Source organism: Gimesia benthica, from assembly GCF_009720525.1.
Classification (GTDB): domain Bacteria; phylum Planctomycetota; class Planctomycetia; order Planctomycetales; family Planctomycetaceae; genus Gimesia; species Gimesia benthica.
In genome coordinates this window covers 102,350-121,677 of record NZ_CP043930.1, presented here as the reverse complement: position 1 = coordinate 121,677, position 19,328 = coordinate 102,350, and the positions used below count along the sequence as shown (strand labels likewise).

Genomic DNA, 19,328 nt, shown 5'->3' with positions numbered 1-19,328 from the left:
GGAATGTAATATGTGTGGTAAGTTACTCCTGTCACAAATTCGAAGCTTGTTTTTACTGACGCTGGCTCTGCCCTGCTTTGCTCAACTGTCACCAGTCGCTGCTGAAGGTGAAACCGGGATTACCGTTGTAGGGACTGGTATTGTTGAACAGAAACCAACGGTCGTCGAAATGACCGGACTGGTCATCGGTCAGGGCCAACTGGCGGGAGATGCTGTTACCAAGTATCACGGAAATCGACGCCGGGCCGAGGATGCATTTAAAAATCTGAAGATACCTGGACTGGTCATTCAGGGGGATGGGATGTCACTCTACTCGTCCTTAAATGCCAGTCAGATGCAGGCCATGATGCGGGGCATGGCTGTGAATAATACGCAGTCTCAGGAGTTATCGGTCTCAGAAACACTCAAGTTACGTCTGACGGGAGTTGATAAGCTGAGCCCCGAAGAACTGCTGGAAATCATCGTTCGGATTGTTGATGCCGGCAAAGATGCGGGAGTGGTGATTGGTAATGATACGACTCCCATGGTGCCGGGGACTTATAATGCTTCAAAAGCACGCAACACGATGGTTGCCTTTAAAATTCAAAACGTGGAAGACTTGAAAAACAAAGCTTATGCCAAGGCCCTGGAAGATGCACGCTCTCAGGCGGAGGCACTGGCAAAACTGGCAGGTGGCAAACTCGGGAAAGTTGTGGCCATTAATACGGTGGATCCAAACCAAAAGAGCAGCGACAGTTCCAGTCAGATGCTGGCACAATATCTGGCTGTGCTGGGGATGGGGGGCGGTCAGTCCGAGGAGCAGTCCTCTGCACTATTGAAAGCGATCCCTGTCTCTGCCGTCGTTCGCGTTACTTATGCTCTCGAATGAATTCTTAATAAAACGGGCGTCAAATGAGTATTTCTGTAATCATCAGGATTGTTGCCGGTGGGCTGTTTCTGCTGTGTAGCTTTACGCAGATCCAGGCGCAGGAAATACTGCCCCGGCACGTCACTCCAGCAACCGTCAAGTCAATTCAACGGGGGCTCGACTATCTGGCGAAACAGCAGACAACCAGTGGCAGTTTTCAAACAACCCAGGATGGTAGTACCTATCCCGTCTCGATGACTTCGCTGGCAGGAATTGCCTTTCTGGCCAATGGAAATACGTCGACCCGAGGCCCTTATGCCGATCAGGTGCGGAAAGCGACCGAGTATGTGCTGAGTCAGGCCCAGCAAAACGGTCTGATCGCAGCCGGCGCGGAAAATGGGCGCCCCATGTACGGGCATGGATTTTCGTTGCTGTTTCTCTCCAGCGTATATGGGATGGAGACAGACGCAAAAGTCCGCGCCCGGATTGCCAAAGTGGTCAAGGATGGAATCCAGTTGACCTCTTCGGGACAGAGCCCTTTAGGAGGCTGGATTTATACCCCGGGGGGAGGAGATGAAGGCAGTGTGACCGTCACCCAGATGCAGGGACTCCGGGCTGCGCACAATGCAGGCTTTACCGTACCCAAGGGGACAATTCAGAATGCGGTCCGGTATCTGGAACTCTGTCAGACACCTGAGGGAGGAATCCGCTACTCATATCATTCTGGTAATGATACCCGTCTGCCGATATCCGCTGCTGCAATTACCTGTCTCTATTCCGCCGGGGAATATGAATCACCGCTGGCCGAAGAATGTATGGAATATGTTTACGGACAGTTCAAAAATCGAAAAAGTGGATTTCAGTCGGGACATTATTTTTATTTGAACCTCTATGCCTCGCAGGCGTTTTACCAGGCAGGCGATGATTATTGGGATGCCTACTTCCCGGGGCAGCGCGACAGTCTCATCAAATCACAGGCATCCAACGGCAGTTGGAACGGCGATGGAGTCGGTCCCATTTTTGGAACCAGCGTCGCCTTAATCGTTTTACAACTGCCTTATAAGTTTTTGCCAATATATCAACGTTAATCGACATGTATTGTGACCAGCAGACAGGCTGGTAGAACAGGGAGTGAATCTTGTCTGAAATGAAAACAGCACCAGATATGGCAGCTTTGGAGAAGCTCAAAGCCGCTCAGGAACGGATTCGCGAACAGATTCGCACGGTCGTAGTTGGTCAGGATGATGTCGTCGAGCAGTTGCTGGTCAGCATTCTTGCGGGGGGACACTGTATTCTGGAAGGAGTCCCGGGCCTGGCGAAGACGTTGCTGGTCTCTACGCTGGCTAAAAGTCTGTCGCTGGACTTTGGTCGTATCCAGTTCACTCCCGACCTGATGCCCGCCGATATTACCGGGACCGATGTGATTTACGAAGATCGACAGACTGGAACGCGTGAGTTCCGGTTTATAGAAGGGCCGATTTTCACCAATCTGTTGCTGGCAGATGAAATTAACCGGACACCTCCCAAAACACAGGCGGCTTTACTGCAGGGGATGCAGGAAAAGAACATTTCCGCAGGGACGAAACATTACCAGCTCCCCCGGCCGTTTTTTGTGCTTGCAACCCAGAACCCGATTGAACAGGAAGGAACCTACCCCCTTCCCGAGGCGCAGCTGGACCGGTTTCTGATGAAGATTATCGTCCGGTATCCCACTCGCGATGAAGAAAGACAGATTTATAAAACAGTGACTGGAGAAGAACAGTCGGAGCCGGCAGCCACCTTGACGGGAGAAGAAGTGCTGGAACTCCAGCATCTGGTACGCCGGGTTCCCATCAGCGATTTTCTGGTGGATTACACCATGGACCTGATCCGGGCGACACGCCGCGACAGCGAAGATGCTCTGGAGTTCATTAATCGCTGGGTACTCTGGGGAGCGGGGCCACGTGGCGGCCAGTCGCTGATTCTGGCAGCCAAGGCCCGGGCTGCTCTGTATGGTCGACCTGAAGTCTCTGTGGAAGATCTGCAGGCGGTTGCCAAGGCAGTTTTGCGCCACCGGATTGTTCTGTCTTACAACGCCGAGTCGGAAGGCCAGACTCCGGATACCGTAATTGAAAAACTGATCGCGGAAACTCCATTACACCAGAGCACTGCCGGAAAGGATGGTCAGTTTGAACACATACTTAAATCCTGAGATCGCTGGCAGTCTGACCGGGATTGGGTTCAAGGCCCGCCAACCGGTTGAGGGTTCGATAGCTGGCCTGCACCGCAGTCCCCTGCACGGTCTCTCTCCGGAATTTGCCGACTATCGCAGCTACACACCCGGTGATGATTTGAAGAACCTGGACTGGAAAGCGTATGCCCGTTCGGACCGGTTTTATATTAAACGTTTTGAAGAAGAGTCGAATTTACGTGCCGTCTTTATTGTCGATTCTTCAGCCTCGATGAAGTACGGCGGTCCTGACTTTTCCAAGTATGATTGTGCAGCAACAATCGCCGTCTCGCTGTCATCTGTTTTATTGAAACAGCGTGATGCGGTCGGACTGGCGATACTTAATGATCGTGTTCAGGAAGATCTGCGGACAGGGAGTACTGCCTCCCATCTGGCCAAATTCATGGAAGTGCTGCAGCAGACCAAACTCCAGGGAGAAACCGACATTGGTCCGGCTGTCGCCCAGGTCGCGGATCAGATTTACCGTCGAGGCATTGTTGTGGTCCTGTCTGATCTCCTGACACCACTGGATCGATTTTACGAGTCGCTGGGCAAGCTGCAATACGCAGGACATGAGGTGATTGTGATGCACGTACTGCACCGTGATGAGGTTGAGCTTCCATTCAAAGATTCTGTGATCTTCAAGGATATCGAGGGCGAAGAAGAGATCTTTGCCGAACCATGGGCCTTTCATAAGGCGTATCAGGCAGCCATGGAAGAGTTTATTCAGGAGACGCGCCAGCGCTGTCAGTTTTGTGGTATCGACTATCTGCAGATATTTACCGACGCCAATTTGAGCAGGGTTTTGAGCAGCTATTTACACAATCGACAGTTTGCAGGAGCGAAAACACATCGGGGACGAATGGCGTCTCTCGGTGGATCTACCGGTTCAGATAATCAGACATTAGACTCCCCTGCTCTCGATCCCAGAGCAGGTCAATCATCAGAAAGTGAGTAACCAGTTTCAATGCATTTTCTGGCTCCCTTACTTTTGACGGGAACGGTTCTGGCAACCGCACCGATCATTATTCACCTGCTAAACCGGAGACGGTTTATCCGCGTGGACTGGGCGCCCATGGAATATCTGAAATTGACCCTGAAGACAAATCGTCGGCGCTTACGGCTGGAACAGTGGCTCTTGCTTGCGATTCGAACACTGGCGGTTCTGGCTCTGTTTCTGGCGGTGGCGCGTCCCATCAGTTCAGGCACAAATCTGGCGGGGTTCCTGGCGGTGGAAGGTCGGGCAAGCCGCGTGATCATTCTGGATGATTCTCTGAGTATGTCTTATCAGACCGGCGAACAGTCTGCCTTCAGCCGGGCACAAAATGCAGTTCGGCAGGTTTTGAACCAGTTGGGTCCGCAGGATTCGGTATCGGTGGTGCTGGCTTCTCAACCGGAGCAACCCCTCGTACGGATGGCGCATCTGACAGAGAAAGAGCGGGACCAGTTGATTGCGCGCATCAATGAGATTAATTCCAGCCAGATGGCCAGTCACTGGATTTCTACCTTAGAGGAAGTAGATCGCCAACTGAAAGAAGCCACATTCCCGATTAAAGAAGTGATTATTGTTACCGATCTCTGGTCGGCAGGTTGGACTTCTGAAGTGCGCGATCTTTGTGACCGCTGGTCGGGCGAACAAGTAACGTTGCGATTTATCGATATCGGAAATGAGCCGACAGGAAACCGCGTACTACGTTCGCTTGAGCAGGACAGCCGAATCGCACTGGTCGATCAGGAAGTTAAATTGACTGCCGTCATCGAAAATTCTAGTACAGAACCGCTTAAGTCTGGTCAGGCATTGTTAGACGTGGACGGTAATGTTACTCCAGTGACCCTGCCCGAAATTCCAGCAGAAAAAACGGTGACTGTCCCCGTGAGTGTGCGTTTTGATGAACCGGGCCAACACGTGGTAACACTGTCCATTCCTGCGGATTCCTTGATGGAAGACAACGTTCGCAGCAAACTGATCAATGTTCGTCAGATGGTCGATGTCGTTCTTGTGGACGGCGAACCCGGGTTGAATCCTTTCGAGAGTGAAACTGATTTTCTGGCGCTGGCTCTGTCAGCCGGAAATTCAAACTGGCAGGTGACACAAACGGAAAGTTTAACCTGGAAGTCACAGTTATTAACAGCCCCGGATCTGATCGTCCTGGCCAATGTGGATCAGCTGTCAAAGGAGCGCGTCGCGGAACTGGAAGAACTGGTCTCTCTGGGAACCGGTTTAATGATTTTTGCCGGTGATCAGTGTGACTTGCAACTCTATAACGAACGATTGTTTAAAGGGGGAAGTGGACTCCTACCGGCAAAAATCAATCAGATTCGAGATCTGCAGGCGCAAGGGCTGGTTATCGAACCAATCGCTGATTCTCCGATTGAGTTACTGAAGAACCTGACTCCGGAACTGTTGAGTCGCGTGCGTCCCCATCGATTTGCGGATGTTGTTCTGGAGCAAGGTGAAGGACAGCGTCAGGTTAACGTGTTGGCACGCTGGAATGATCCCCAGCAGTCTCCTGCTGTTCTGGAAAAGCGTTTTGGTGAAGGTCGCGTCCTGTTCTGGACAATTTCAGCAGATAAAAGCTGGAGCGACTGGCCAGCAGAGGCGAGTTTTGTTCTGGCCATGCGGGTAGCGGCACAGGAAATCGCGGCGGAAATTCAACGGGGCGAGAATCTGATTGCCGGTGAACCGATCCACCTGGAACTGGAGACGATTACCGCGCCTCAGTCTGGTGAACTGGTCTGGTTGGATCGTGACTTGAAACCCCTGGAGGTCCGTTTTGGTATGGAAGGGGAATCGAAAACAATTCTCAGCTCCGATCCGATTCGTTTTTCAGGCGTCGTGGAAGCAACGTGGCAAGACACACAATCTGGCGGGCAGACACAGAAATTTGCCATCAATGCGAATGTGGAAGATTCATTACAGGAAAGGCTGAATGAGCAGGAATTGCAGCAGTATCTGGGGCGCATGCCTTTAAAGCTGATTCGTTATCAGGGAAAAGAAATGGACTTATCGACAGCCGGGACTGAATTATGGCGATACCTGGCAGTCGTATTACTGGGTTGTCTGATTTCCGAGAGTCTGCTGGCGGCCTGGATTGGTCGTCGTCGCTAAAGAAAGAGTTGTGAACTTGAACCGATTTCTGGAAAAACTGTTTGGTATTCAATCCTCGACCTGGGCCGAAGGTGGCCAGTGGTCCGCGCAGTGGGTTGGCTTGCCTTCAGGAGATCGGATGCTCTTTCTGATTCTGGGAGTCGTCGTACTGGTAGCTGGCGGCTGGTGGTTGTATCAACGGGATGCAAGGCAGATACCCCTGCTCCGCCGCTGTCTGTTGTACTCAATCCGAATCGCTCTGGTCCTGCTGGTGATTGCCATGCTGCTCGAACCAATTCTGGTATTGAGTAAAGAGGAAAAAATTCCTTCGCATCTGCTGGTCCTGTTGGATACATCGCAGTCCATGTCGCTGAAGGATGCCTGGCAGGATGAAGAACGGGCCATGGAAATGGCACGCAGTCTGGGGATGTCGTCAGACGTGGATGTTCTCCGCAGAATGAACCGCCTGCAACTTGCACAGAAAATGGTGACACCATCGTTTCTGAAAGACCTGTCTGCTGACGGAAAACGCACGGTCCACCTGCATGGGTTCAATGATAAGTTCAATCCAGAGGCATTATCAGACTCTGAGGAATGGCGCGCCGGTGGAAATGCGACTGCTATCGCCAGTTCTCTTCGCCAGGCACTGCTTTCCTATTCCGGGATGCCTCTCTCGGGGGTTTTACTGATCAGCGATGGACAATCGACGTCTGGAGAACCCCCGGAAGAAGTCTTGCAGATGCTGTCTGATGAAGGAATCCCTCTGGTTGCGGTTGGTATGGGGACAACAGATGGACCGCGGAATGTCGCGATTACAGAACTCGAAGTCAGCCCGGTGATATTTGTGCAGGATGCGAATCAGCTCACGGTGCATATTGAATCACGGGGAATGCAGACTCAATCTGCGACCCTGCTGATTGAACAGCGACGCAATGGTGGCCCCTGGCAGGAATTCATTCGCGAGGATGTCGTGCTTAACCTTGAAGGCCAGTTACAACCGCGGACGTATCAGTTCACTGAAACAAAAACCGGTAAGGTCGAATTTCGAGCAAATATTATCGATGCGGGGCCGGAAATCTCGCAGGATGATAATCTGGCCTCCGCCGAAGTACGCGTGATTCGACAGCGGTTGAATGTCCTGTTTATTGCAGGATCGACCTTTCCTGAAGTTCAGTTTCTGCGAAATACGTTTTTACGGGATCGCCAGATTAATCTTTCGACCTGGCTCATGGCGGCTGATAAAACCTATGAACATCCGGGCGATCTGCCAATTCGTCGTCTGCCGGTCACTCAGGAAGAACTCAACGATTATGACTGCGTGATATTGTACGATCCTGACCCCAACGGCTGGCCCGTTAATTTTCCGGAGTTGCTTACGAATTTTGTGACCAAAGCAGGAGGCGGACTGGTCTATATTGCCGGTGAAATGCAGACTGCGAGTATGTTCGATCATCAGTCTGATCCTACCCTGGACTGGTTAAACTTATTGCCCGTTATTCGAGAGCCGGGACTCTTTCGTTCTCAAGTTCAGATTCGCTTGAGTGCTCGCTCTCCCTGGAAACTGGATGTGACTACTCAGGGAGTCCAGGATCCCATTTTTAACTTTGCCAGTGATCGTCAGGCAAATGAGCAGCTTCTGAAAAATTTACCCGGTATGTTCTGGCACTTTCCTGTGACCAAAGCGAAACCGGGGGCGACGGTGCTCGCGGTTCATGCGGATCCCCGCATGCGAAATGAATACGGTCAGGAGGTTCTGATCGCCTCGCAACGCGTGGGACCCGGCTGGTCGATTTTTATCGGTTTTGACAGTACCTATCGCTGGCGGTATCTGAATGAGCAGTTGTTTGACGGATTCTGGGCACGAGTCGTGGATCGGGCCGGCAGAAGCAAACAACTGGGAGGGAATTACCCTTTCCGGCTTTCGATGCCACAGGCACAGTACCAGCCCGGAGAACAGGCTAAGGTAGTCGCCCGTTTTCTGGATGAGAGCCAGATCGAGCCTGGTCTACAGCGTTTATACGGTGAAGTGGAGCGCGGTGATGAACAGCCGATTCCACTGACGTTGACAGAAGGCAATCAAAGAGGTGAATTCTCTACGAACTTTCCGGTGCCGTCACCTGGGACGTATTTTGTCCGTGTCTGGATGGGAGATGAAGCAGCCGGGGCGAGTGTGAAGGCGGCTACCATGCCGATAAAAGTCGAATTTCCAAATCAGGAACTGCAAAATCCGACTCTGAACCAAGCATATTTGGAGACCATGTCGAGTTCGACGGGAGGTCGGGTCTATCAGTTGTCAGAAACGAACGACATTGTAGGCGCTTTTAAAATTAAAGAAGTCTCCCGCTTTCTGGAAGAACGTCAGGAAATCTGGGATGCACCAATCTTCTATATCTTAATCTTTGGTTTACTGGTTACAGAATGGATTTTGCGAAAGTGGTGCCGTCTGATTTAAAAGATGGTATATCGCAACAGGAGTCAGCGGTAGATGTCCGAACTAAAGTCGCATAAATATGCAGAACTGCAAAACACGATTTCCAGAAAACTGGATCGTGTAGGATGTGCGCTGCGCCGGCATATTCTGCTGGAAGCGGCGGCACGAATTGGTCTGGCTTTGCTGTTTCTGGCTGCGTTTTCACTCCTGTTTGACTGGTGGCTGGAATTGAGTCTGGTTACCCGTGTTGGATGCCTGCTGGCGGGATTTGCGATCATCGGTTACCTGGTGTGGCGGTATATCTACATTCCGTTCCAGGTCTCTCTTTCGCCCATTGAAGTGGCTAATCTGATCGACCGTGCGCGGCGGGTCAATGATCAGCAGGCACTGGCGCCTCAGGTGGCTAGCCTGTTACAGTTGCCGGGCCATCAGCATGAAGCAGTTCAGTCTGGTGAGATGATCGCACAGGCGGTTCAGGAAAATTATCAGCGTCTCAGCAATTATCCTTACGAGAAAACAATCAACCAGAAGCACACCCAGGCCTGTCTGCTGGGACTTTTCGCAGCTGTTCTGATCCCCGTCTGTTTTCTGATTGTTCTGCCAGCAACGGCACAATTATGGGGAGCGCGCTGGTTACTCGGTTCCAGTCAGCCCTGGCCTCGTGATACCCGATTAATTGTCGTTGGTCTGAAAGAAGGACAGTGGGTGCTCCCACGGGGGGAAGCGGCGACCTTACAGATTCAGGTGGAAGATACAGACAAGCCGACGGAGAGTGTCTGGCTCTCTCTGGAGGATGCAAATGGTGAGAGTGAAACAATTACCATGAATCGCTTTCAGGCAGGAGATTTTCGCTATGAACTGCCCCCTGTTCAACTTCCGATTCAGGCACAGGCCTGGGGAGGCGATGGCCGGACAGAACCTTTTGAAATCGTTCCCATCGATCGACCCCGGATTACCGATTTATCGATTCGTGCATCGCATCCACGTCTTTCGGAACCTTTTGTATCTCATTTTTCCGCTTCGGATGGAAATATTCGATTACTGCCTCAGTCAAAAGTGACATTGGAGCTGACCACGAATGTGAAGGTCTGGAAGATTGACGTTGATTCTGAGGAGATCTCGTTAAAATGGAACAGTACGGATGGAAAGCATTTCCAGACAGAATGGACGCATGAGAAGCCTGTTAATTTCAGGCTGACATTACATTCTGCAGAGCACGAAATCAGTTCCCATCCCCGTCCGGTATCCATTGGTGTGCAACCAGATCGTAGCCCGCGGCTTAGTTTTCGTTATTCAGGGCTGCGGCAGCGAATTACTCCTCAGGCAACGATCCCCTTTTCGATCTTAGCTCGCGATGATTTTGGAATACGGCAGGTGGGGATGACATCAGAAGTTCCTTTGACCGGGATTTCAACTTCAAATAAATCAGCAATTGAACCCGAAGAAGTATCGGATTCATCGACTCCGAAAAATATGAAGCATGAGCAGAATTATCCTGTTTATGGACCGGAGGATCCTGCGAGAGAGACCGTTGTCGAGCATGAACAACGGGTTTCCATTGCCGAGATGAAACTGAATCCGGGAGCGGTGATTACCTTTCAAAGTTTTGCAGAAGACAACTGTTTCACAGGGCGTCAGAAAACCAACTCACGACAGTTAGTGTTTCGAGTGGTTAAGCCTGAGGAACTGTTCCGCGAAATTCTGTTGCGGCAGCAGCAATTAAGGGCACGGCTCCGAAAGGCACGTGATCAGGCAGAGCAGTTACGTGATAAATTGAAACTGGCCCGGAATTCGGAAGAAGCAGCGGCCTGGATTCGAGAACATCAGTTGATTCGACGGGAAGTCGGACAGGTCAGCCATGCTTTAAACAGTTCTGTGGAAGAGATGAAACTGAATCAGCTGGGAGGTGCGGAGACCTGGCAGTTAATCGAGCAGACGGTGCTCAAACCATTGCAAGGTCTACACGATCGTGAGATGGAACGGCAACGGCAGTCGCTGGAGTCACTTCGGAGCCAGACTCCGGAACCGCTGTCAGAACCGACCGATCAGCAGGACCAGATTTTAAAGACGATGGACCAGATCCTGAAAAATATGGCTCAATGGGACAGTTTCATCGACGTAGTCAATCAGTTGAACGCTGTAATTAAACTGGAACAGGTTGTGAGAGATAAAACAGAAGAACTCAAAAAGAAGCAGACTGATTCCATTTTTGATAAGTAAAGGTCGTGACGATCGCGTCACTCTGATTCCCCCTGTGATGGAGGTGTGGGACATGCGAAACAAACACAAGGCAAGAAAATTCGGAATGATCTGGCTGGTCGTACTGACCGTTCAGTTGGGAGCGCTACAGGCTAAAGACAAGTCAGACACCGTATCCAATACTGCGGTCAGCTCAAGTGAGAAAGTAACGCCTCGGAAGCGGATTCAGTTCGAACAGGACAAAGCCAAGGCGCACATGCAGGAGTTAGAGGAGCGGATGTTTCGTCTCTCCCGCCTGATTCAGGAGTCGCAGCCCGAGGACGCCGCCAGACTACTGCTGGGATTACGAAAAGCTCGCGAACAGCTGATTCTAGATCGGATGGGAGAAGCTTCCCGAATGCTGGATGACCTGAAGTTGAATCAAGCCAGCCAGGAGCAGAAGGAAATTCTGGTACTGCTGGAAGAACTGAAAAAACTGCTGCTGACCGCCGATATTGGTCTGGAGCTGAAACTGGAACAGTTGCGTAAATTGATTGACTCTCGAGAAACCTTGAACAAACTCATCAAAAAAGAGGAGCTGCAGCTTTCTCACACACTGGAGCAGCAAAAAACACAAAAGACCGATTCTGAGAAATTTAAGGCCCTGGAAACCAGTGAACGTCGCAATCAGAAGTCCGCAGAAAATCTGCAGCAACAACTGCGTGAATACGGAGCCGCATCGCAGGGAATCTGTAATTCACTGTCAGGAGCCGGCAAATGCATGGGAGGCGCCTGTAAAAAACTGGGAGAGTCAAAACCTAATCCGGCTTCACAAGAGCAGAAAAAAGCAATAGAGCAGTTGAGCCGTGCGTATCAGGAAACACAGAAACTGGAAGAACAACTTCGCAAAGAAGTCGAGTCACTGGTTCGTCAACGTGCAATGGATCAGTTGCAGGATATGATTGTGCAGCAGAAACAGATTCGCGAAGTTACAACCAAACTGCAGGACCGCGTGGCGCAGAAGCAGAAACAGGCACTGGCGGCAGTCAGGCGACTGTCGAATTCTGAGGAGAAGATAATCAGTCTCTGCTCAGAGTCGATTGAGCTCTGCGAATTGACCCGTTTCAGCCTGGTCCTGCCTGTTGCACTGGGCGCGATTCGCGAACAGATGGAATTCGTCAGCGAAGGCCTGGAACAGGGACAGGCCGATCAGGAAATCATCGCAGATCAGCAGCAGATCGAGAAAGACCTCCAGGCACTGCTCGATGCGATGCAGGAAGCTTCGCGGCCAGCCAGTAAGAATGGCGGTGGTCAATGTAAGGGGTGTCAGGGGAATCGGAATAAGCTGCTGGCGGAGGTCAAAATGCTCCGTTGGATGCAGCAGTCCGTGCACCAGCGGACAGAAAGCCTTGATCGACAGATTGCAGATAAAAAGATCACAGGCGATTCGCTGAAAGACCGCATCGAGTTACTAACGGTACGTCAGAAAGAAATCGACACGGTTACCGGTCGCTTACACAGTATGACCTGTCCTCATTGTCTGGGAGGTGAATGATGCGACGCATGCAAATCTGCTTAAAACACAGCCATGTATACCTGGCAGTGACAGTCTGTTGTGTAACGCTCTGGCTGGAGACGGCACAAGCTGCTGACATAGATCGTCCAGAGAAAACAGAAAAGGCGATCGAGGCCTCTAAACCAGTTCCTGTCCCGGGAAAAATCTCACCAGGTACGCTTCCCGGGCAACAGGATGTCATCTCCCTGATGCGCGATGATGCCTGGTTAAAAGATCCGTTTAAGAATATCCAGACCGATGTTAAATCAGTGATTAATGATTTCGATCAGGGCCAGACGAAGAAACCAGCCAGGACAACTCAGCCGCGGATTATTTCCCGTTTGGACACCTTGATTGAGATGCTAGAGAAATCATGCAAGAAAGGGGGCGGTGGCGCAGGGGCGAATCCATCACGCCCGGCAAATGCTTCGACACTGGGAAAAGGTCCTGGCGGACAGGGAGACCTCAGAGCACCCGACAAAAAAGGACGCAACTGGGCCGACCTGACGCCCAAACAGCGCGAGAAAATTCTGCAGTCACGTACGGAGGGCTTTCCTCCCGGCTATGAAGACATACTCGCAGATTACTTTCGGCGACTGGCGCGGAACAAGGATCTGAAGAAAAATGAGACGACTGATAAACAAGAGTAAAATCATGAATCGAATGCTGGTATCAACCGGATGGAGTCTTGTCTGGCTGTCTGCGCTGTTGGTTGGCCTGGAGGAGCATGTTCAGGCTGATGAGGTAATGCTTTATGACGGGAAAAAAATCAGCGGTCAGATTAGGAGTATCACCGCTGACTCATTGACTGTAGATGTTGGGAAACAGCAGCAGAAGGTGAACCTGTTTGATGTAACATCATACAAATTTGTCGAGCCTGCCCTGCCACAAAACGTCAGTCAGTTATTAATTGATGGTGAGAAACCCAGCTATACCAGTGGGCCACGCACCGCGAAAATCAAGCTGCGGAAAGGGTATCACCGATTTACTCTACCCTATTATCATACGCTGGGGGTGGCGAAGCTGGAGATCAAAATGTCGGGGCCCGGGATTAAAAATGCAGAAGTACCCCGGGAGATGCTTTCACGGGTCACGGATCAGGTGAGAAAAATAGCCACGCGTGAGTATCAGGTGGATCAGGCTGGTTTCCGTTTGCCAGTAGAAGTGAAACAGCCGGAACGGTATGTTGCCTACCGACTGATGGAATGGACTGATCCGGCGGCAGTTAAATCGATTCTGGATCTGCGTTACCTGTCTGTGAAGAAATATGGTGCCAGTCCGCGACTGGCACTGTTGACCAAACGCAGTGTGATTCATTTTGGAATTATTTACGAGGGACTCATCAAGATTCCGCAGGATGGCGAATATACATTTTCGATTGATACGGACAAAAACAGTAAGGCACAGTTTTATCTCGGAGCGTTTCCTCGTGAACTGTATCGCAAATCGCAGGGTAAAAAAGAATCCAGCTGGAAACTGACCTTTAATCAGGATGGAAAGCTGACGGGTAAACTAAAACAGTGGGATGCAAACGGAGTTGTCATGACGCTGCCACTCGCATCTCAGGATGTTGATGTTACATTGCAGCCTGATGTGATTCAGGAAGTCTGGCATCAGGCAGAAGGAATCAGTCAGCCAGGACGTTCTGAACGAAAAGGTGAATCGAAGACTGAAGATACCGCTTACATTCGAACCAGTGATGGGAAAGTTCACCGGGTGACAGGCGAAGTTGTGAGTATGGATAGTCAGAGCCTGCGGTTCCTCTACCAGGGGGAGGAACGTGAAGTCAAACAGGAGCGCGTTGTAGGGCTCGTGCTGCACAAAAAACGAACTGAGAAAAAAAACAGCCTTAAGCTGATCAGTCTGATTCGACTGGTCGGTGGTTCTCAACTGCCGGGGGTGGTCTCATCTACCGATCCCTCTCAGCTGACAATTGACCTGCCTGGCGGGGCAAAACTGTCTGTATCCAACGAAGATCTGGAATCTGTAAAAACGATCAATGCCCGCTCTGTCTCATTGACGGAAATCATTCCAGAAACAGTAACAGAGGTGCCGTTTTTTAATCAGGTCTTTCCTTACCAAATCAACCGTTCATTTAACGGAAAAGAGCTGCAGATCGGCAAGCGGTTATTTTCAAAAGGCTTGTGTGTGCATGCAAAAACGATCCTGGTTTATCGCCTCGACCGGCAGTTCGAGAAATTCACTGTGACCCCGGGACTGCAGCATGGGACCGGCGATTCCGGCAATGTCGCTGTGACCGTCTCGGCAGATGGGAAAACCCTGTTTGAGAACCAGGCATTTACCAGCCAGACGCAGCAGGGACCGCTCAACTTAGACGTGAGCGGTTGTCAACAACTGACTCTGACGGTTGATTTTGGTCAACAGCAGAATGTGGGAGACCGATTTGTCTGGGGAGCACCTCAGTTGATCCGGGCATCTCCCCAGGGCCTGGCTGTCAGTAAGAAATAGATCAGATTTGAATGCTGTAATGGTAGATATCATCATGAATACAGAAGATAAATGTATTTCAAAGAGCGGAGCACTGGAGTTTCAACCTCATTCTCTTAGCAAACTGCTTTGTATTAGTTTGCTCATGGCAGTTCTCTGCGCACCGATACTGGGAACTCACTGCCTGGCAGAAGGTGATTCAACTCAAAGCGGCTCGCAGCTGATTGTCCGTGATGTGGGAGTTTACCTGGTCTCTGCCCACGGAAAAAAAATGAATGATTCTGGTTTGTTCCGGTCCACACTGCCAGGCTTTATGCAGTCGCGACGGTTGAGTGCTGATAGTGAGGGAAGCGATAAACCGACTCCTCTGGGGCTGATTACATTTGCTGGACCAGAAGTTAAAGATATCGATGTTCTGGTGGAATTCCCTTCAGGACGATTCCTTTCTCACTGGCCCACAGCGCGGATCCAGTCTCGGCGGATTTACTGGCGCGCCTGCCAACTCACGAAATCAGGTTCGGCAAGTTTTCAGATCCCGGGTTCTCACTGGCTGAGCCCCCTGCAGCAGGCTGATCGACTGTTTGTAAATGCGAACAACAAAAGTGATCGCTTCATTCTGTATGATGTTGAAGTCAATCATACGCCCCAGATATCCATGACCCACTCAGCAGACGGGTTCCAAGTCCAGAATCGAGAGCCCGGTATGCTACAACATCTGACGGTTATTCAACCGACAGACAATCCAAAGCAATGGAAACTGGCAGCCGTTGATCAGATTCCTGGATTGTCAAACCAGAAGTCGAAACCGCAGTCCGGGACAGACGATAAAACGAAAGCATCCAAGGTCGATCCGCTCTCTGATAAAAAACTCAAAGCCAAGGCGGCAGCAGAAGAAGCTGCGAAGTTGAAAGTTCTGGGGGATCAACTGCGGAACGTAGGTGCGCTACCACAGTTGTTATCTGGTAAAGCTGCTGATTCAAAGAAACCGGCAACACCCGCGAAGACGGAAACTAAAGTGGATCCCGTCAAAGTACCCTATGTAGAAAAGCAGCCGGTTTCGCGTGAACAGATCCTGAGTTTCTGGGGAGACTATCTGAGTGAGCGGGGGCTGGGAAAACCTGAGATTGAGTATGTGCAGCGCATTCTGAATGACTATGGTTTTCGAGAAGATCAGGCAACGGTCATTTATTGCATGGATGAAGGAGTTCTCGACAAAAGTGTCCCGCTGGAACTGACACCCCATCCTGATGTGCTACGTCGGATTGCACTGGTGATTCTGGTTGACGTGGATCCTGCATTGCAGAAGCACATTGATCTGTTAATCGCGCAGCTTGGTGATCCGGTCTGGGCGAAGCGGGAAGAGGCTCAGCAGGAACTGGCAGAATATGGTCGGGCTGCCCAAAAACAGTTGCAACAGGCCACGAAAAATAAAGATCTGGAGATCGTCTTTCGATCAGAACAACTGTTGGAGAAGATCAAATAATCTGCTGCTTCTGATCTCGCTACCTGGCGATTAATGAATCGTGATCGGTGTCAGGGTAAAGCCGATGATGAAAAACGCGAGTGTTGCCCACCCGATAAATGTTCGCATGGGGCCCAATTCAACGGTATCGTCGGCAGTAGGAGGATGTGTGACTCCGAAGAAGATAAGCAGCAGAATCAGCAGCGAATAGGAAAATTCGTTCGAATACGCCATATATCCAATCGCGCCGAGCAGAACCAGCTGAGCGACAACATTGGCTCGTTTGCCGATCAGGGTATACAGGATGTGCCCTCCATCCAACTGTCCAATGGGGATCAGGTTCAGGGCAGTGATGAAGATTCCAACCCAGCCTGCAAACAGCATGGAGTTCATGGCGATTTCCTGGTTTTCAGCCAGGGGACCGTGAACCAGTGTAATCATCCATTTCAGAATCAGTGGTTCGCCGAAACTGACGACTCCAGAGCCGGGAACGATCGTTTCCACGGTTGAATTGAGCAGCCCCCAGTAAACGAAGGGAATTGCAAACACCAGCCCTGCCAGAGGACCGGAGACCGCGATATCAAACATCTGCTTGCGATCGGCAACTCCCCCTCTCTGGAGAATGACTGCTCCCATGGTACCAAAGGGGCTCATCGGCATGGGGATAAAAATCGGACGGGTCGCCGGGATGTGGTAACGTCGCGATTGGAGATAGTGTCCCATTTCATGGGAGAGCAGAATCAACATCACCGGGCCGGCATATGAAAAACCGTTGCTGAAAAACGTTGTCCAGCCCATGGCCTGGATTTTCGAGAACAACAACTGGAACTGCCCGGGAGTCGGAATAAAAGGGCTATGTGTCCCGCCGACGATCAACGTGCTCAAACAGGTCAGAATGAAGAGAATCAATGGGACCTTGCTCCGCGTGGGAGCGGGTGGCCTGTTGTAGACAGGTTGCCGGGGTGAATAATCCTTGACCTCGGTCTGATAGTCACCGGGCTTAACCTCAATGATCTGATCAGAAGGAGGCCGTGGCTGGTTTACGTCATTCATGCATCTATTCAAATTCAAGAGCTGATAAAGTTAGTAGTTCAATCCATTTTATACCGCTGACAGCATCTAGATGAGCAGTGATTTTGCTGAATTCTCGAATTTGTTATTCGAATCAACTGATAGAATATTGCAAAGATGTGTCTGAAATAGCTTAGATTACAGTGGGTTACGTTTGAGCATCCGGGAGGCACGGAGCACGTAATCAATGCCACTGTACAGTGTAATCAGAGCCGTTGCCCAGATAGTAACATCGCGAAATATCAGGAAACCGGGGGTATTAAACGGGGCTTCAGGGCTCAATGAGAGCAGGCTGACCACAACGGCTACACACTGTACGCCCATTTTAATTTTCCCACTCCAGCTGGCGGAAAAATCGCGTCCTCTTTTTTCGAGGAAGCCACGGAGACTGGTGATAAACATTTCCCGTCCGATGATGATCAGGACGAACCAGGCATTGATCCCGGAAGCGGCACCCCGTTCCAGAAGGAAGATAAATGCACCACAGATGATGAATTTATCCACAAAGGGGTCCATGATCCTGCCCAGCGTTGTGACCTGATTGTATTTTCGAGCGAAATAACCGTCCAGAAAATCTGTAGCCGCTGCCACGATGAACAGGCAGGCAGAGGTTTTCCACCAGCCTTCGAGATAGATGATCACGAACAGGATCAATGAGAGCACCAGTCGACTGACGGTGATCAGGTTGGGCAGGTTCCAGATTTCAGGCCCCAGCAGCTCCGTACCTGGCCCGGTATTCTCGGATTGAGGTTCCGAAGTCGAATTCATATTGGCTTCTGGATCTTTGAATAAACAATGTGTGAATTATCAGCGCACAACAGCACAGAGCACTCCCCAGGAATGCTCACAGGCATTCTATCGACTGGACTGGGAAGTTTACAGTGCAGCTCTGTGGCTTTTATGGGGATTCGTCAATCGATTCCAGGACGGGCAGTTCGTAGGCAATAATCCGGGTATTGCTGCGTACAAAAATCCGATTTTCCGCATAAGCGGGATGGGCCCAGGTCTCTCCAATCAGATTGGTCCGGGCCAGTTCCCTGTACCCGGAAGGATCCAGTTCAGCCAGGATCAGATCCCCGTCTGAGTTGAGGATCAGGGCTCGGGGCTGTTGCTGCTTCAGCCAGATCAGGGTTGCCTGCGGATTACGAGTATTACCGGGTGTCATCTGGTTTTTGTCGTCCCAGATTTTTTTTCCCGTGGCGAATTCAAAACAGGTCAGACCAAATTTTTTATCGAGTAGATACGCGTAGCCATCTCGGTAAAGCGGTTGTGACATCAGACCTCTCAGTGTGCGTCGGTCCTCCCATTTCAGCTCTGCCTCTTCTGGCTGAGTGCCCAGTTGAATGGCTTTGGATCCATCCCAGTAACCTGCCACAAAAACCAGCCCCTCATGCGCAATAGGATTGGCGATCGCGACACCGTAAGTGATTTTATAAGGGACCGACCAGAAATGTTTCCCTGACTGTGGATTGACACTGTGAATGTGATTGGGTGACCAGATGATTAATTGTGACCGACCCTGGTGGTTGATCAAAAGAGGTGTCGCATAGCCGGCAGTATCGGAGAGTGATCGCCACCGTTCGACTCCTGTCTTACGGTCGAGGGCAACGACCGCGGTCCCCTGCTCTTTGCCTCCAGGTAGCAGGATGACCATGTCTCCCAGTACATAAGGAGCAGCGGCATACCCCCACTGTGGTACTTTCCCCCCGAAGTCTTCAACGAGTTGCTTCTTCCAGATCACCTTCCCGGTTTTCGCAGACAGACAGTAAACATCGCCCATCGTTCCCAGCGTGTAGACCAGATCATCCACGATCGTGGGGGCCGCGCGAGGGCCATTGCCATAATCGAGGTCATGGTAATCGCAGGGATAGGTGTGCGCCCAGATCTGTTGACCAGTCTGGGCGTCAAAGCAGAGCACCCGTTCAACATTCTGCCGCGCGACTCGATGACTGTGGATGCCAGCTGCTTTTGCTGATCTTCAGACGAGGCTACAGGCCGATCCATGACATAGAGTTTTCGATCCGCTACAGAAATCCCCC

The 19,328-nt window shown here is 51.0% G+C and carries 14 protein-coding genes; 11 read left to right on the top strand and 3 right to left on the bottom strand.

From position 1 onward, the window contains the following. The first annotated feature begins 10 nt into the window (after nucleotides 1-10). The 11 genes from F1728_RS00595 to F1728_RS00545 all read left to right on the top strand — a co-directional run bounded on the left by F1728_RS00595 (nucleotide 11) and on the right by F1728_RS00545 (nucleotide 16,239). Nucleotides 11-868, top strand: a complete 858-nt coding sequence (locus F1728_RS00595; RefSeq protein ID WP_194242621.1) for an SIMPL domain-containing protein — start codon at nucleotides 11-13, stop codon at nucleotides 866-868. A gap of 23 nt (nucleotides 869-891) precedes the next feature. Further along, nucleotides 892-1,935, top strand: a complete 1,044-nt coding sequence (locus tag F1728_RS00590; RefSeq protein WP_194242620.1) for a prenyltransferase/squalene oxidase repeat-containing protein — start codon at nucleotides 892-894, stop codon at nucleotides 1,933-1,935. A 59-nt stretch (nucleotides 1,936-1,994) separates the two neighbouring features. Beyond that, the gene (locus F1728_RS00585; RefSeq protein ID WP_155367273.1) at nucleotides 1,995-3,038 is read left to right on the top strand and encodes an AAA family ATPase; all 1,044 of its coding nucleotides are present in this window, start codon (nucleotides 1,995-1,997) and stop codon (nucleotides 3,036-3,038) included. Further along, complete coding sequence (locus F1728_RS00580) at nucleotides 3,016-4,014, top strand: DUF58 domain-containing protein (protein ID WP_155362449.1); 999 nt, start codon at nucleotides 3,016-3,018, stop codon at nucleotides 4,012-4,014. The genes F1728_RS00585 and F1728_RS00580 overlap by 23 nt, the downstream gene beginning before the upstream one ends. A gap of 9 nt (nucleotides 4,015-4,023) precedes the next feature. Continuing rightward, complete coding sequence (locus tag F1728_RS00575) at nucleotides 4,024-6,165, top strand: BatA domain-containing protein (protein WP_155362448.1); 2,142 nt, start codon at nucleotides 4,024-4,026, stop codon at nucleotides 6,163-6,165. A gap of 10 nt (nucleotides 6,166-6,175) precedes the next feature. Beyond that, nucleotides 6,176-8,596, top strand: coding sequence for a vWA domain-containing protein (locus F1728_RS00570; protein ID WP_155362447.1), 2,421 nt, complete (start codon nucleotides 6,176-6,178; stop codon nucleotides 8,594-8,596). Between the two features lie 33 nt (nucleotides 8,597-8,629). Beyond that, nucleotides 8,630-10,795, top strand: coding sequence for a mitotic spindle assembly checkpoint protein MAD1 (locus tag F1728_RS00565; RefSeq protein WP_155362446.1), 2,166 nt, complete (start codon nucleotides 8,630-8,632; stop codon nucleotides 10,793-10,795). A gap of 52 nt (nucleotides 10,796-10,847) precedes the next feature. Beyond that, nucleotides 10,848-12,308 carry a coiled-coil domain-containing protein gene (locus F1728_RS00560; protein WP_155362445.1) on the top strand — a complete coding sequence of 487 codons (1,461 nt, stop codon included), beginning with the start codon at nucleotides 10,848-10,850 and terminating at the stop codon, nucleotides 12,306-12,308. Between the two features lie 8 nt (nucleotides 12,309-12,316). Continuing rightward, nucleotides 12,317-12,958 (top strand): hypothetical protein, encoded by a 642-nt coding sequence (locus tag F1728_RS00555; RefSeq protein ID WP_155362444.1) that lies wholly within the window; start codon nucleotides 12,317-12,319, stop codon nucleotides 12,956-12,958. A 4-nt stretch (nucleotides 12,959-12,962) separates the two neighbouring features. Continuing rightward, nucleotides 12,963-14,777 (top strand): NPCBM/NEW2 domain-containing protein, encoded by a 1,815-nt coding sequence (locus tag F1728_RS00550; protein WP_194242619.1) that lies wholly within the window; start codon nucleotides 12,963-12,965, stop codon nucleotides 14,775-14,777. A gap of 124 nt (nucleotides 14,778-14,901) precedes the next feature. Beyond that, nucleotides 14,902-16,239, top strand: a complete 1,338-nt coding sequence (locus F1728_RS00545) for a hypothetical protein (protein WP_155362442.1) — start codon at nucleotides 14,902-14,904, stop codon at nucleotides 16,237-16,239. Nucleotides 16,240-16,269: 30 nt separating this feature from the next. Here the strand turns inward: F1728_RS00545 and F1728_RS00540 are convergent, their stop codons facing one another. From F1728_RS00540 to F1728_RS00530, 3 genes are all read right to left on the bottom strand, one after another. Further along, nucleotides 16,270-17,271, bottom strand: coding sequence for a site-2 protease family protein (locus F1728_RS00540; protein ID WP_145040954.1), 1,002 nt, complete (start codon nucleotides 17,269-17,271; stop codon nucleotides 16,270-16,272). A gap of 156 nt (nucleotides 17,272-17,427) precedes the next feature. Next, nucleotides 17,428-18,057: a CDP-diacylglycerol--glycerol-3-phosphate 3-phosphatidyltransferase gene (gene pgsA, locus F1728_RS00535; RefSeq protein WP_155362441.1), complete on the bottom strand. Its 630-nt coding sequence runs from the start codon at nucleotides 18,055-18,057 to the stop codon at nucleotides 17,428-17,430. A 130-nt stretch (nucleotides 18,058-18,187) separates the two neighbouring features. Next, nucleotides 18,188-19,207 carry a PQQ-binding-like beta-propeller repeat protein gene (locus F1728_RS00530; RefSeq protein WP_194242618.1) on the bottom strand — a complete coding sequence of 340 codons (1,020 nt, stop codon included), beginning with the start codon at nucleotides 19,205-19,207 and terminating at the stop codon, nucleotides 18,188-18,190. Between the last annotated feature and the right edge of the window lie 121 nt (nucleotides 19,208-19,328).